Annotated in this window: 14 protein-coding genes; 4 read left to right on the forward strand and 10 right to left on the reverse strand. The window is 70.8% G+C overall.

Features of this window, described 5'->3' with window-relative positions:
• Window positions 1-23: 23 nt before the first annotated feature.
• Complete coding sequence (locus ACQPZK_RS21535) at window positions 24-848, reverse strand: hypothetical protein (RefSeq protein ID WP_433534734.1); 825 nt, start codon at window positions 846-848, stop codon at window positions 24-26.
• Between the two features lie 19 nt (window positions 849-867).
• Here ACQPZK_RS21535 and ACQPZK_RS21540 point away from each other — a divergent pair, with 19 nt between their 5' ends.
• Both ACQPZK_RS21540 and ACQPZK_RS21545 read left to right on the forward strand, forming a co-directional pair.
• On the forward strand, window positions 868-1,047 hold the full coding sequence (locus ACQPZK_RS21540; RefSeq protein ID WP_433534735.1) for a hypothetical protein: 180 nt from the start codon (window positions 868-870) through the stop codon (window positions 1,045-1,047).
• A gap of 1,111 nt (window positions 1,048-2,158) precedes the next feature.
• Window positions 2,159-2,821 (forward strand): C39 family peptidase, encoded by a 663-nt coding sequence (locus ACQPZK_RS21545; protein WP_433534736.1) that lies wholly within the window; start codon window positions 2,159-2,161, stop codon window positions 2,819-2,821.
• A 121-nt stretch (window positions 2,822-2,942) separates the two neighbouring features.
• On the opposite strand, the gene ACQPZK_RS21550 is transcribed toward ACQPZK_RS21545, so the two are convergent.
• Complete coding sequence (locus ACQPZK_RS21550; protein ID WP_433534737.1) at window positions 2,943-3,641, reverse strand: DedA family protein; 699 nt, start codon at window positions 3,639-3,641, stop codon at window positions 2,943-2,945.
• Window positions 3,642-3,901: 260 nt separating this feature from the next.
• Between ACQPZK_RS21550 and ACQPZK_RS21555 the strand changes: the two genes are divergently transcribed.
• Window positions 3,902-6,769: an aconitate hydratase gene (locus ACQPZK_RS21555; RefSeq protein ID WP_433534738.1), complete on the forward strand. Its 2,868-nt coding sequence runs from the start codon at window positions 3,902-3,904 to the stop codon at window positions 6,767-6,769.
• Between the two features lie 174 nt (window positions 6,770-6,943).
• Here ACQPZK_RS21555 and ACQPZK_RS21560 read toward each other — a convergent pair whose 3' ends face one another.
• Together ACQPZK_RS21560 and ACQPZK_RS21565 are read right to left on the reverse strand one after the other, a co-directional pair.
• Complete coding sequence (locus tag ACQPZK_RS21560) at window positions 6,944-7,969, reverse strand: IS30 family transposase (protein ID WP_433534739.1); 1,026 nt, start codon at window positions 7,967-7,969, stop codon at window positions 6,944-6,946.
• 156 nt (window positions 7,970-8,125) lie between these two features.
• Window positions 8,126-8,311, reverse strand: a complete 186-nt coding sequence (locus ACQPZK_RS21565) for a hypothetical protein (RefSeq protein WP_433534740.1) — start codon at window positions 8,309-8,311, stop codon at window positions 8,126-8,128.
• Between the two features lie 195 nt (window positions 8,312-8,506).
• Here ACQPZK_RS21565 and ACQPZK_RS21570 point away from each other — a divergent pair, with 195 nt between their 5' ends.
• The gene (locus tag ACQPZK_RS21570; protein WP_421472149.1) at window positions 8,507-8,731 is read left to right on the forward strand and encodes a winged helix-turn-helix domain-containing protein; all 225 of its coding nucleotides are present in this window, start codon (window positions 8,507-8,509) and stop codon (window positions 8,729-8,731) included.
• 174 nt (window positions 8,732-8,905) lie between these two features.
• On the opposite strand, the gene ACQPZK_RS21575 is transcribed toward ACQPZK_RS21570, so the two are convergent.
• From ACQPZK_RS21575 to ACQPZK_RS21600, 6 genes are all read right to left on the reverse strand, one after another.
• Entirely contained in the window at window positions 8,906-10,153 is a 1,248-nt protein-coding gene (locus tag ACQPZK_RS21575) for an RNA polymerase sigma factor (protein WP_433534741.1), read from the reverse strand.
• Window positions 10,154-10,157: 4 nt separating this feature from the next.
• On the reverse strand, window positions 10,158-10,493 hold the full coding sequence (locus ACQPZK_RS21580; RefSeq protein ID WP_433534742.1) for a YciI family protein: 336 nt from the start codon (window positions 10,491-10,493) through the stop codon (window positions 10,158-10,160).
• An 83-nt stretch (window positions 10,494-10,576) separates the two neighbouring features.
• Entirely contained in the window at window positions 10,577-11,188 is a 612-nt protein-coding gene (locus ACQPZK_RS21585) for a GTP-binding protein (RefSeq protein WP_355053540.1), read from the reverse strand.
• Window positions 11,169-11,555: a DUF742 domain-containing protein gene (locus tag ACQPZK_RS21590; protein WP_358111410.1), complete on the reverse strand. Its 387-nt coding sequence runs from the start codon at window positions 11,553-11,555 to the stop codon at window positions 11,169-11,171. Before ACQPZK_RS21590 ends, ACQPZK_RS21585 begins: the two co-directional genes overlap by 20 nt.
• Window positions 11,556-11,560: 5 nt before the next feature.
• Window positions 11,561-11,983, reverse strand: coding sequence for a roadblock/LC7 domain-containing protein (locus ACQPZK_RS21595; RefSeq protein ID WP_433534743.1), 423 nt, complete (start codon window positions 11,981-11,983; stop codon window positions 11,561-11,563).
• Window positions 11,984-12,074: 91 nt separating this feature from the next.
• On the reverse strand, window positions 12,075-14,630 hold the full coding sequence (locus ACQPZK_RS21600) for a nitrate- and nitrite sensing domain-containing protein (protein ID WP_433534744.1): 2,556 nt from the start codon (window positions 14,628-14,630) through the stop codon (window positions 12,075-12,077).
• Window positions 14,631-14,744 lie beyond the last annotated feature (114 nt).

Raw genomic sequence — 14,744 nt, forward strand, 5'->3', positions numbered from 1 at the left:
TGGGCCAAACCTCGGGCCGGAGCTCAGCGGGCCGGAACCCGCACCTCGATCTCCGTACCCAGACGGGCGCCACCGGCCAGCCCCAGATCGTCACCACTCCAGAACCGGCCCGGGTCGTACCAGTTCGGACGCTTGCCGGCGGGCAGCAGGCCCATCGCCTCGTACGTCACGGCCACCACCTCGGCGCAGTAGGCCGTCTCCAACGCACGCTCCTTCGCGGCCGCGCTGCTCGGGGCGGCCGGCGCGCCCGGGGTTACCGGCGTGCCCGGCGTGCCTTGGGTTGCCGGCGCGCCTGGGCTTGCCGGCGTGGCTGGGCTTGCCGGCGCGCCCGGGGTTGCCGGCGTGCCCGCGGTAGCCGGCATCCCCGGAACGGCTTGGGCGGCCCGCGATACGGCTCGGAGTGCCGCCCGGCCAGGGCCCGGCAACGACGGCACCCGGCCGCGCACCCACCGCCACGCCAACTGCGCGGTCGACGGGAACGGCGTACCGTCCAGACGCGCGACGGTCCGCAGCACAGCGCTCTCCATCTCGCCCTCGGCCGGCGGGTCGAGCTGCCGCAGCCAGGCCCGCTGACCGTACCGGTTGGCCCACACGCAGACGGCGTCCCGCAGGTCGTGCAGCTGGACACCACGCTGGTGCGTGCCCGACCACAGGTCCGGCAGGGACCTGCCCAACTCCGCGTGCCACATCAGCGGCGGCATGTCGTCCAGCACCACGGCCATTCCGACGTGGTTGACCGGACTGTTCGTCGTGAACTGGATCGCCCGGTCCGGCACGCTACGACCCCGGAACACCCACACGTCGCCGGTGCGGGTCAACTCGACGGCCTCATCCAGACTGATGCTCATGAGGGTCTAGCCTAGGTCGATGCGGCAGCGAATGCGGTGGTGGAAGATCCTCGGTGTGGCCGGCCTCGCCGGGGTGGCAGCGTCCGGTGTGGTCATCGCCCGGGCCGAGCGACGGCGGCGCGCGTACACCCCGGAGGAGATCCGGGAGCGACTGCGGGAACGTCACGCCCAGGCCAGCGAGGCAGCAGACTCCGCCTGACCACCCGCTGCGTCCGACCACCGGGCAACCGCAGGTCGTACGGGCGTGATCGTGCTCGATCCTGGTTGTAGTGGCCTCGACCGTGCGCTGAGGGGCCTCTTTCCTGGTTACAGCACGATCTTGCTCCGCGTGCGCCGTCTCAGACCTCGGTCGGCTGGTGCGCCCTGGTCAGTGAGACAGCACTTTCGGGGATGTTGCTGCCTCACCGGGCTGCGAGGCAGCAACATCCCCGATCTTGCGCAGATCATGGGATTCGCCCGTCCGCCGGGTCGCGATTCCGGTTTCGGTGGTCGAATGGCGCGGTTTCGGTGGTCGAACGGCGCTTGGAGACTCGCGGTCGATCGTGCCCGCCCCTTGATCGACCCCACGTCGCCGATATCGGGGTGTCCCGCACGCGCGGATACCCCGACATCGCCGACGTCGAGTCGATCACGCCCCGACGGACGGCGAGTGCCCCACATCGCCCCGTGGGGACGCCGGGTGCGCGCGGGTGATCCACTCGGGGTCGGCGATGTGGGGGTGTGCCTGCGCCTGGATGCCCCCACATCGGCGCTCTGCTGACGATCACGCCGGGGAGGCCCGTGCACGGCGTCACGGATGCGATGTCTGTCCGGGTTTGGGCCGTCGGCATGCTGTGGTCGGTGACACCGGGCGGGCGGAATCGCGGGCCGGGCGGGGTCGTTATACCTGGCACGCCGCCGCGACCCCCGGGTCCGAGCCCTGGCAGCCGGAAACAGCCGCCGTCGTTACACCCCCGCACCACCGAGCACCACGCCCGCTCGGCCCGGCCGATCGCCGCCGGGAACACCCACCGAGCCGACGTCGTTACACCCCCGCACCACCCAGCACCACCCAGCACCACGCCGGCTCGCCCCGACCAACCCCGGCCGGGAACACCCGCCGGACCGGCGTCGTTACACCCCCGCACGGCCGAGCACCACCGGCCGTCCCCCGGCCCCCCGGCAGGGAATGACCCGCCGGCCCGGACCGTTGCACCACCCCCCGCGCAGACCCCTCTTATTGGGTCGCCGGGCCGATCCGAATCTTTCCGCCCGGCACGCCCCCGTGTGCCGAGCGCGTATCCCCCGATGAAGCAGAGGAGCACGCCACCATGCGTACCGATCTGATTCGCAAGACCGCCCTGACCACCGCCGGCCTCGCCTTCACCGCAGGCGCCATCGCCGGCCCCGTCACCACCGCCTTCGCCGCCGAAAACACCACCACGCCCGTGTCCCAGACGGCGGCCGACCGCAACGGCCACAGCGAGCGTCAACTCGGCGTGCGCTACGAAGCCCAACCCAACTTCTACTACTGCGGCCCCGCCGCCGCCCGCAACGCCCTGAGCGTGCAGGGCAAGAACATCAGCGTCGACGCCATGGCCAAGGAGATGGGCACCACCGAAGCCGGCACCAACTCCATCAACGACATCACCCCCGTGCTGAACAAGGAGACCGGCAAGACCGACGCCTACCACTCGGTCGAGATCAGCAAGCCCGACGCCGACGCCAAGCAGACCGACCAGCTGCGCGCGGACATCGTCCGCACCGTCGACAACGGCCGCGCCGTCGTGGCCAACATCGCCGGCACCAGCACCGACACCGACGGCAACACCCACTCCTTCGAAGGCGGGCACTACATCAGCGTCGTCGGCTACCGCGACAACGGCAACACCGTCCGCATCGCCGACTCCGCCGACCCCAACACCGCCGCCTACGACATCACCGTCGAGCACCTCGCCGACTGGATCGCCACCCGCGGCTACGCCACCAGCTAAGCACCAACCCGCACCACCGAAAGGGCCGGACCCCACCACGGGGCCCGGCCCTTTCGGCATTTCCGCCCGGGACAGAGCAGATCCGTTCTGCGCTACCGGACACTGTCCAAGATTGGCGCGTTCAGATACCGGGTCGGCCGCCGGCGCGAGTTGGCTCTCCGGAATTCAGCGGCTCGGCGGACGGCACCGCCTCCGTGGACGGCGCAGGCTCGGCGGCCTCCAGTCGGTGGGCACGGCGACGCAGCCACCACGTGCTGCCCAGGCCGGCCAGCACCGCGAGGACCAGGCCGGCCCAGGAGATGTCCTTGAGCCAGTGCTCGGCCGCCCGACCGACGGTGAACAGCAGGTACGTGGTGCCGAACGCCCAGACCAGCCCACCGGCGGCGTTGGCCACCAGGAACCGCCGGTACGGCACGTGCAGTGCCCCGGCGAGCGGGCCGGCCAGGATGCGCAGCAGCGCCACGAACCGACCGAAGAACACCGCCCACACACCGTGCCGGGCGAAGCTCTGCTCGGCGCGAGCGAGTTGAGCGGGGCCGAGATGACGGGGGAAGCGTCGGCCCAGACGGGCGAGCAGCGGACGGCCCCCGCGGCGACCCACCGCGTACCCGATGGAGTCGCCCACGATCGCTCCGGTCGCGGCGGCTGTCGCCACCCACTCCGGTTCCACCACACCGGTCGCCGCGAGTAGAGCCGAGCTGACCAGGACGATCTCACCGGGCAGGGGTACGCCCATGCTCTCCACGCCGATCACCCCGGCGACAAGGAGGTAGACCGCGATCGGCGGCAGCGACACGAGCCAGTGCTGGACGTCGAACACGGGTGACCCTCCTCCGGCCGGGCCTCGAACCCTACCCGCGGTCGGCGCGCCCGAGCGGTCCCTCGACTCTCCACCGCACACTCCGTAGCGCGTCCTAGGAGGCTAGGGATGAGCCTCGCCGAGCGGGCCGCCGGGTTGCGCAAATAGCAAGACGGACGTACGGTTTTGTTTGAGAGCGGAATCGGCGGTAAGTGTTACCTAACCTCGGCGGCACCCCGGCCGGTGCGACAGACTGCTCAGGACTACTCACGGTCGCTGGTATGAAGGAGTACGACGTGGCGAGCCTCGACACCTTCGGTGCGAAGACCCAGCTACGCGTCGGAGACGCGAGCTACGAGATTTTCAAGATCGACAAGGTGGACGGCCACGATCGGCTGCCGTACAGCCTGAAGATCCTGCTGGAGAACCTGCTGCGGACCGAGGACGGCGCGAACATCACCGCCGATCACATCCAGCAGCTCGGCGGGTGGGACCCGACCGCCGACCCGAGTGTGGAGATCCAGTTCACCCCGGCGCGGGTGCTCATGCAGGACTTCACCGGCGTGCCCTGCGTGGTCGACCTGGCCACCATGCGCGAGGCCGTGCGTGACCTGGGCGGCGACGCCACCAAGGTCAACCCCCTCGCCCCCGCCGAGCTGGTCATCGACCACTCGGTCATCGCCGACCTGTTCGGCCGCGAGGACGCGTTCGCCCGCAACGTCGAGCTGGAGTACGAGCGCAACAAGGAGCGCTACCAGTTCCTGCGCTGGGGCCAGACCGCGTTCAACGAGTTCAAGGTCGTCCCGCCGGGCACCGGCATCGTGCACCAGGTCAACATCGAGTACCTGGCCCGTACCGTGATGGCGCGCGCAGAGGCGTCTGGAGTCATGCAGGCGTACCCGGACACCGTCGTCGGCACCGACTCGCACACCACGATGGTCAACGGCCTGGGCGTCCTGGGCTGGGGCGTCGGCGGCATCGAGGCCGAGGCCGCGATGCTCGGCCAGCCGGTCAGCATGCTGATCCCCCGGGTCGTCGGCTTCAAGCTCTCCGGCGAGATGCCGGCCGGCACCACCGCCACCGACCTGGTGCTGACCATCACCGAGATGCTGCGCAAGCACGGCGTGGTCGGCAAGTTCGTCGAGTTCTACGGCCCCGGCGTGAGCGCCGTTCCGCTGGCCAACCGGGCCACCATCGGCAACATGTCCCCGGAGTACGGCTCCACCGTGGCGATCTTCCCGATCGACGCCGAGACCGTCCGCTACCTGGAGCTGACCGGCCGCGACGCCGCGCAGGTCGCGCTCGTCGAGGCGTACGCGAAGGAGCAGGGCCTCTGGCACGACCCGGCGGCCGAGCCCTCCTACTCGGAGCGCCTGGAGCTGGACCTGAGCACCATCGAGCCGTCGCTCGCCGGGCCGAAGCGCCCGCAGGACCGGGTGCCGCTGGGCAGCGCCAAGACGCTGTTCCGCTCGGCGCTGACCGACTACGTCGCCGACGACTCCGCCGGCGAGCGTGACCTCAAGCCGAGCGTGGCCCGCGAGGAGCTGCCGCGCGGCGCGAACGGCCCGGCCGACGAGGCCAGCGCCGAGTCGTTCCCGGCCAGCGACCCGCCGGCCAACGAGTTCAGCGACCCGGCCGACGAGCCGCGCGACCTGGAGACCGCGGCCACCGGCGCCGGCGGTCGGGCCAGCAACCCGATCCGGGTCACCGGCACCGACGGTGTCGAGTACGAGCTGGACCACGGCGCCGTGGTGATCGCGGCGATCACCTCCTGCACCAACACGTCCAACCCGCAGGTGATGATCGGCGCGGCCCTGCTGGCCCGCAACGCGGTCGAGAAGGGCCTGACCCGCAAGCCATGGGTGAAGACGACCCTGGCCCCGGGCTCGAAGGTCGTCATGGACTACTACGAGCGGGCCGGTCTCACGCCGTACCTGGACAAGCTCGGCTTCAACCTCGTCGGCTACGGCTGCACGACCTGCATCGGCAACTCGGGCCCGCTGCCCGAGGAGGTGTCGGCCGCGGTCAACGAGCACGACCTGTCGGTCGTCTCGGTGCTCTCCGGCAACCGCAACTTCGAGGGCCGGATCAACCCGGACGTCAAGATGAACTACCTGGCGTCCCCGCCGCTGGTCGTCGCGTACGCCCTCGCCGGCACGATGGACATCGACCTGGCCAACGAGCCGATCGGTGAGGACAGCGACGGCAACCCGGTCTACCTGCGCGAGATCTGGCCGAACACCGCCGAGATCCAGGACGTCATCGCCCAGGCGATCGGGGCGACCGGCTTCAGCGCCGCGTACGCCGATGTCTTCGCGGGTGACGAGCGGTGGCAGTCGCTGCCCACTCCGACGGGCGACACCTTCGCCTGGGACAGCGACTCGACCTACGTGCGCAAGCCCCCGTACTTCGAGGGTATGCAGCCGGAGCCGAGCCCGGTCGTCGACATCTCCGGCGCGCGGGTGCTGGCCAAGCTGGGTGACTCGGTGACCACCGACCACATCTCGCCGGCCGGTGCGATCAAGGCGGACTCCCCCGCCGGCACCTACCTGGCCGAGCACGGCGTGCCGCGCCACGAGTTCAACTCGTACGGCTCGCGCCGGGGCAACCACGAGGTGATGATCCGGGGCACCTTCGCCAACATCCGGCTGCGCAACCAGCTGGTGCCCGGGGTGGAGGGTGGCTTCACCGTCAACCACCTCACCGGTGAGCAGACCTCCATCTACGACGCCTCGATGGCCTACCAGGAGGCCGGCATCCCGCTGGTCATCCTGGCCGGCAAGGAGTACGGCTCGGGCTCGTCGCGGGACTGGGCGGCCAAGGGCACCATGCTCCTGGGCGTCCGGGCGGTCATCGCCGAGTCGTACGAGCGGATCCACCGCTCCAACCTCATCGGCATGGGCGTGCTCCCGCTGCAGTTCCCGGTGGACGTCACCGCCGAGTCGCTGGGCCTCACCGGCACCGAGATGTTCACCATCACCGGTGTGACGGCCCTGAACGACGGGGAGACCCCGCGCACGGTGACGGTCACGACCGACACGGGCGTCGAGTTCGAGGCCGTCGTGCGCATCGACACCCCGGGTGAGGCGGACTACTACCGCCACGGCGGCATCCTGCAGTACGTGCTGCGCCGCATGATCGCCAACTGACCGCGTACCGGCGTCCCGCAGGCTCCTTTCCGCCAAAGCGGAAAGGAGCCTGCGTCGTTTCCGGCACCGGAACGTGTCCCGGGCTGACCCCCGGCTCACCCGGTGGCGACGCCTTCCCACCACCCGATCGCGACGGTCACGAGATCTTGGACAGTTTCCGTTCAGCGGGCGGGTTCAACCGGTGGTTGCAACACCGAGGAGTTGGGTCATCTTTTCGCCGGGGGTGGCCCAGCCCAGGGTCATGCGGGGGCGGTCGTTGAGTTCGTCGGCGACGTGGTCGAGGTCGGCTTGGTCGATGGTGGTGAAGTCGAATTGGCCTTTGGGGAAGTACTGGCGCAGTAGCCCGTTGGTGTTCTCGTTGCTGCCGCGTTGCCAGGGGCTGTGCGGGTCGCAGAAGTAGACCGGGCAGTCGGTGGCGATGGTGAAGTCCCGGTGTCGGGCCATCTCGACGCCCTGGTCCCAGGTCAGTGAGGCCCGTAACCGTTGCGGGAGCCAGGTCATCGCGGCGGCCAGTTGGGACACGACGTGTTCGGACACCTTGCCCTCGGGCAGGGCGACCAGGATGACGAACCGGGTAGCGCGTTCGACCAACGTGGCGATCGCGGAACCGCCGCGTCCACCGCGACGGACCCCTTCGAGGAGGTCACCCTCCCAGTGCCCGGGCACCGCCCGGTCAGCGACCTGCGCTGGCCGGTCCGCGATACGCAGATCAACCCAGGGCCGGGCGGAACGCACCGCCCCGGCTGACGCCGCCCGGGCACGGCGAGCGGCCCGACCCGAGCGCAACGCCACCTGCCGCGTCAACTCCGCGCGCAGATTACCCCGCGCCTGCAGATAGATCGCCTGGTAAATCGTCTCGTGCGACACCCACATCTCCGGCGTGTCCGGGAACTGCACCCGCAGCCGGGCACTGATCTGCTGCGGCGAACGACGTCGCCGCAGCATATCCAGCACCACCTCCCGCAACGGCCCGTCACCGGCCAACCGCGGCACCCGACCAGGGCGGTTATGCCGCAGAAACGACGCCCACTGCGCCATCGACGGCTGATACCGCTGCCCGTAACGCTCGAACCGACCCACCTCCCGCGAAATCGTCGACGCCGCCCGACCCAACCTGCGCGCGATCGACCGCACCGACTCACCCGCCGCCCGACCCAACCCGATCTGCTCCCGCTCCAACGCACTCAACCTCGACGCCATAACCACCCCAACGACCACCACAAACAAGGGGTGTTGCAACCACCGGTTGAGCCCAAGGCGCTGACGGAAACTGTCCAAGATCTCGAAGTGCCGTCACTGGTTGACCCGCCCACACCGTCGGCTGCGCAGCGACGGTTGGCGCGTGGGGCAGTCGTATCAGCAGAAGACGCGACAGCGCGACGCGTGTTCGGTGAGGGTCGCGGCCAGCTCGGACAGTGCTGTGAACCGCTCGACCCGCAGCTCATCGCCGCATTCCCCACACTCGATGCGCTCGGTCCGGAACGGCCACCGCCACGCATCGACGTCGACGGGCACCTGCATCGGCTTCTCCTCGGGCAGCACCGGCACCACCTCCGCATAACGCGTGGGCGCCCGCCTCTCGTCAGGAGGCGGGACGCCCCTCCAGCTGGCAGCGACCCCTACCGACTCGCTGTCCACCACGAGCCGCGCCCTCACTTCGCCAGAGTAGTGCCAGCAGTGCTAGCAAGGCAAGTAGTGCCATAGGTGCAAGCAGGGCCCGAGCGGGTAGGAAGGACCATGACGTCCGTGCCCATCCCGTACACGGCCCGAGAGATCGAGGACGACCTGACTCGACGCATCGCCGCCGGGGAGTTCCGACCGGGCTCACGACTGCCTACATACGACGCGCTGGCCCAGGAGTACGGGTCAGCCCGACGGACGGTCGCCCGTGCCGTGGACGCGCTCAAGTCTCGTGGACTGGTGGTCGGCGTGCCGGGCTCAGGAACCTTCGTCGCGGAGTAGCGCGTCGAGGTGACCGACAACCTCGCGGGCATCGTCGGCGCTGGAGTGCGCCGAGCGAGAAGATCCCGCCGATCTTGCAGTTTCTGTTGTCCGTTTGAGTGGGATACCCCTTTTGCCGCAACAGAAAGTGCAAGATCGCGGGGCGGGGCGGGGCGGGGGGTGGGGGTGTGTTCGTTAGCGAGAGAGCTCGTCTGCTCGCTCCAGCAGCGCGCGGCGCTCGGCGACGGAGCCGACCGTCGCCGCCGCCTCCCGGAACAGGGTGACGGCCCGCAGCGGATCGCCCTGGCGGGCCACCAGGTCGGCCTCCACCGCCACCGCGAGAGGGTTGCCGTCCAGCCCGCCCTCGGCACGCGCCTCGTCGAGCAGGCTCAACCCGGCGGCCGGACCGTACGCGTAGCCGTGCGCGACCGCACGGTTGAGCGCGATCACCGGTGAGGGCCGGATGTCGGCCAGCGCGTCGTAGGCCCGCGCGATCGTCGACCAGTCGGTGGTGTCGGTGGACGACGCGGTGGCGTGGCAGGCGGCGATCCGGGCCTGCCATGCGTACGGCCCGTCGTCGCGTACCCGAGCGAGAGCGGCCTGGCCCTCGGCGATGGCCGCGCGGTCCCACCGTGTGCGGTCCTGCCGCGCAAGGGTGAGCAGGTTGCCGGCCGCGTCCCGGCGGGCGTCCCGCCGGGAGTGCTGGAACAGCAGCAGCGCCCGCAGCGCCGCGACCTCGGACTGCTCCGGCATCAGCCCGTCCAGCAGCCGGGCCAGCCGCACGGCCTCGGCGGCGAACGCTGGTTCGCCGTCGGGGACGTAGCCGCGGGTGAAGAGCAGGTACAGCACGGCGAGCACGCCCGGCAGCCGTTCGGCCAGCGCCGGCCCGGTCGGCACCCGGTACGGGATGCCGGCCTGCGCGATCCGGGTCCGGGCGCGGGTCAACCGGCGGGTCATCGTCGACTCGCTGACCAGCAGGAGGCGGGCGATGGCGGCGGTCGGCACCCCGCAGACGGTCCGCAGCGTCAGCGCCACCCGGGCGTCGAGGGCGAGCGCCGGGTGGCAGCAGGTGAAGACGAGTCTCAAGCGGTCGTCCTCGACGTCGTGCTCGTGCCGCGCGTCGGTCGGCGCGAGCAGCGCCAGGTCGTGCAGCTTGCGGCGCTCGACGGCGGCCCGGCGCAGCACGTCGATCGCGCGGTTGCGGGCCACCGTCATCAGCCAGGCGCCCGGGTTCGCCGGAACACCACCGTCGGGCCAGCGTTCCAGCGCGACCGCGAGGGCCTCCTGGGCGCAGTCCTCGGCCAGCGTCCAGTCCCCGGTGAGTCGGATCAGGGTCGCGACGATCCTCGGGTACGCGTCCACACCGGCGGCCGCGACGGCCCGCGCCGCCGCGGCCGCGCCGACGTCGTCGGGCACACCGGTCGTGGTGTCGGTGCCGGTCATCCGATCAGCTGGACAACGCCTCGAACGGCCGCAGCTCCAGCCGCCCCTCGCGCGCCATCGGGTGGGTACGGGCCACCTCGATCGCCTCGTCCAGATCCGCGCAGTCGAGCAGGTCGAAGCCCACGATGACCTCGGCGGTCTCCGCGAACGGTCCCTCGGAGACCAGCAGCTCGCCGGCACGGACCCGGACCGTGGTGGCCGCGCTGGCCGGTGCCAGCACGTTGCCGGTCAGGCGGCGGCCCCGGGCGTCGTTGTCGGCCACCCACTTGTGGATGTCGGGCAGCTCGGTCGGGTCGGTGTCCGGTGCGGTGTCGCTACAGACGAACATCATGAACTTCATCGGTCGCTCCTGTCTCTCGGGTCGTCGCCAGCATGACGAGCGGACCGGAGCGATCCGGACAGCCTCCCCGGAAAAAACCTCGGTCAGTCCCCGCTGGCGGCGCGCCGGCGAGCCTCGCGGGTCTTCATGGCGTGCTCCATGAGGGTCACCAGCACCTCCTTGCTGGACTCCCGCTGGCGCGCGTCGCAGAGCAGCACCGGTACGCCCGGGTCGAGGTTCAGCGCGGTCTGCACCTCGTCGAGCCGGTACTGGCGCGCGCCCTCGAAGCAGTTCACCGCCACGACGAACGGAGTGCCCCGGCCCTCGAAGTAGTCGATCGACGGGAAGCAGTCGGCCAGTCGACGGGTGTCGGCCAGGACCACCGCGCCGATCGCGCCCAACGCCAGCTCGTCCCAGACGAACCAGAACCGGTCCTGGCCGGGCGTGCCGAACAGGTAGAGCACGAGGTCGTCGCTGATGGTGATCCGGCCGAAGTCCATCGCCACGGTGGTGGTGGTCTTGCCCTCCACACCGGACAGATCGTCGATGCCGACGCCGGTCTCGGTCAGCACCTCCTCGGTGCGCAACGGCCGGGTCTCGCTCACGGCTCCGACCATGGTGGTCTTGCCCACACCGAAGCCACCGGCGACCAGGATCTTGATCGCGGTGGGCAGTGGCGTCGCTCCCGCCGGCCGGTCAGAGTGCCCGTAGTCCATTGATTACCGCCTCGAAGATGCTGTTGTCGGGAAGGCCGGCCGTGGTCTGCGGCTCGCGTACCTGCACGAGGTTGCGGGCCGCCAGGTCGCCGAGGAGCACCCGGATGGTTCCCACCGGCAGGTCGAGGTGGGCGGCGATCTCGGCGACGGACTGTATTCGCTGGCACAGGCCGACGATCGCCAGGTGCTCGGGACCGATGCCGACCTCCGGCGTCACGTCGGCGCGGGTCGCGGTGACCAGGGAGATCAGGTCGAACGTGCCGGTGACCGGGCGGGCCCGCCCACGTGTCACCGCGTACGGGCGCACCACCGGGCCCGCATGGTCATCCACCCACTGATGCTCTGCGGAATCTCCCTGCACCGTCATGGCCGTTACCTCTCGCCAGCCGACTGTTCGGCGCCCCGCGACGGGGAGGCCACGTACTTGCCGACGCGGGTGACGAGCATCGCCATCTCGTACGCGATGAGACCGACGTCGGCGTCCTCGGTGGCGAGGACGGCCAGGCAGGCGTTGCGGCCGGCGGCGGTGACGAACAGGAACGACGACTGCATCTCGATGATGGTCTGCTGCACCTGCCCGCCGCCGAAGCGCTTGCCGGCGCCTCGGGCCAGGCTCTGGATGCCGGCCGCCATCGCCGCGAGGTGCTCGCCGTCGTCCCGGCTCAGCCCCTGCGAGGAAGCCATCAACAACCCGTCGGTGGAGAGCGCGACCGCATGCTCGGCCTGCTTCACCCGGCCCACCAGATCATCCAGCAACCACGTCAGGTCGGCACTCGAAGCCGTCTTCTGGGCCACTTCGTCGTCCTCTTCTCGCCCGGCAGTTGCGCCGTATTCGTCTTGGGCTTGACCGTCACACCGCGCGGGAACCCGCAGCGCCGGTGCTCGGTCAGGTGGCTTGCGGTTCCTCGTCGGTCGAGTCGGGCGTCGCGCCCGCCGCGCCGCCGAGCAGTCGCGCCGCGTCGGTCCGACCACGCCGGGTGCCGGTCTGATAGGAGCTCATCATCCGGCGTACCTGCTCGGGTGGCCGTACCACGTCCTCCTCGTCGGGCTCGGTCGCCGCCGCCGGGTCGTCGCGCAGCTCGGGCACGATGTTCGCCTGGCGGACGCGGACCGGCAGGCCGGAGCCCGTGCGGTCGGTCTCGGTCCGCGCGGGGACCGGCCCGCCGTCGACGCCCGGCTCGCTGCCGCCCGTCCCGGCCCGCTCCACGGCGGGCAGGCCGGTGGGGACCGTCGGGCCCTCCAGGGCCGGCTGGCCCAGGACACGCCGTGCCCGGGTGGGCAGGTCCGCCGCCGCCGTCCGCTGGCGGGTGGGGAGTACGACGTCCTTGTCGCTCCCGTCCGTCTGCTCGGTGGTGGTACTGCTCTGGGCCAGCGCAGGGGCGACCGGGGTCACCGGCTGCGGTGCGCCTTCAACGCTGGTGTCCGTCGCCGCGGTGGCGACCGCGACGGTCGAGAGGCCGGCGGGACGACCGCCCTCGACGGGGCCGGCAGCGGTCGGGCCGGCCGGCAGCGCGATGGCCGTCGGGCTGGCCGGGATCGCGCCGGAGTTGTCCGGGTCGGTGCCGTTCGCCGTGATCAGCTCCACCGGGATGAGGACGACGGCGGTGGTGCCGCCGTACGCCGATTCCTTGAGGCGGACCCGCACGCCGTGCCGCTCGGTCAGCCGGCTCACCACGTAGAGGCCGAGTCGCGCGGCGTTGGCCAGGTTCAGCTCGGACTGGTCGACGATGCGGTGGTTCGCCGCCGCCAGGTCCTCCTCGCTCATGCCGAGGCCCCGGTCCTCGATCTCGATGGCGAAGCCGTTCGCCACGAGCTGGCCGCGGACCTCCACGGTGGTGTGCGGTGGCGAGAACGACAGGCCGTTCTCGATCAACTCGGCGAGCAGGTGGATGATGTCGCCGACCGCCCGGCCGGCGAGCGAGACCGCCCCCAGCGGCAGCACGTTGACGCGGGTGTAGTCCTCCACCTCGGCCACCGCGCCGCGCACGACGTCCACCATGGGGACGTTGCGCCGCCAGGCGCGACCCGGGGTGGAGCCGGAGAGCACGATCAGGTTCTCCGCGTTTCGCCGCATACGGGTGGCCAGGTGGTCGACCCGGAACAGGTCCTCCAGCTCCTCCGCGTCGTGCTCCCGCCGCTCCATCGCGTCGAGCAGGGTGAGCTGGCGGTGCACCAGAGCCTGGGTTCGCCGGGCCAGGCTGAGGAAGACCTCGCGGACGTTGCGGCGTAGCTCGGCCTGCTCGACGGCGGTGCGCAGAGCGGTCTCCTGGACGGCGTTGAACGCTTTGCCGACCTGGCCGATCTCGTCGGTGCCGAACTCCAGCGGCGGTGCCTCGGTCGCGACGTCGACCTCCTCGCCACGGCCGAGCCGGTCGACCACGCGGGGCAGCCGCTCGTCGGCGAGCTGCCAGGCGGCCTGCCGGAGCCGGTCGAGCTGGCGCAGGAGGGTACGGGCCGTGGTGATGGAGACGACGACCGAGGCGATGACGGCGAGCAGGCCCAGACCGGTGGCGAGCACGAGTCGGACGACGACCATCACGGCCACGCCGGTGGCCCGGCCCACGATGCCCTCGCCACCGTCGATGACGACGTCGTTCACCTCGGCGAGCGCCGGCTCGACGGTGCCGCGCCACTGTTCGGCGCTGACCGGAAGCTGGGTCGCCGGCCGGCCCTCGCGGATGATGCTGTCCTGTACGGCGCGTAGCCGGCTGAACGCCTCACCCTCGACGAGCTGCTGGTAGCGGCGCTGGTCGGCGTCGGCGAGCCGGGGCCGTGTCTCGTCGCCGAGGAACCGCTCGGCGCCGACCAGGCTGACGTAGCGGGCGTACTCCGGACCGCTGATCCGCCCGTTGCCGAAGAGGCCGCTGAGCAGCGCGTCCTCCTGCGAGATCAGCTCCTTCATCCGGTTGAGCTGGATCAGGGCCGCCGCTTCGGCGGCGATCTGCTTGTCGTCCAGACTGCCGGTGACGTCGTAGATCCGGAAGATCGATTCGATGGCGTCCGTGTACGCGTCGGCGGCGGCGATCCGGTCGACCTTCCGGCCGAGCACGTCGGCGCGGGTCTGTTTCAACTCGTCGATCTGCGCGATCGTGGCGTCGAGTTGGACGTCGAGAGCCGAGCTGCCGGCCACGTCGACCTGCCAGTTGCGGACCGAGTCGGCGAAGTCGTCCGCCAGCTCGGTGGCCTTGCGCTGTTCGGTCTCCAGCGCCGCGCGCTGCGCGGCGTCGGGGTTGCTCAGGTACGCCTGGGTCAGCCGCCGCTCGAGCTGCAGCTCCTGCAACAGGGGCTCGCTGGGCGCGTAGACCTTGCTGTTGAGCAGCTGGACACCGAGCAGGTTGAAACCGTCCCGCAGGGTGACCCAGGCCGCGAACATCCAGAGCGCGACCAGGGAGAGCAGCAGGGCGACAACCTTGGTGCGGATACTCGTACCGCGAGAACGCATTGAACCGTCCCAGGCCGGGCGTTGACTCAGCGCATCAACGGGTGATCATGGAAGACGACGTCCCACCACTGCGGGGCGTCGGGGCTGAGGCTCTGCGTACGCTAGCAGTGTCCA

This window comes from Micromonospora sp. CA-249363 (assembly GCF_050950185.1).
In the GTDB taxonomy this organism is placed as follows: Bacteria; Actinomycetota; Actinomycetes; order Mycobacteriales; family Micromonosporaceae; genus Micromonospora.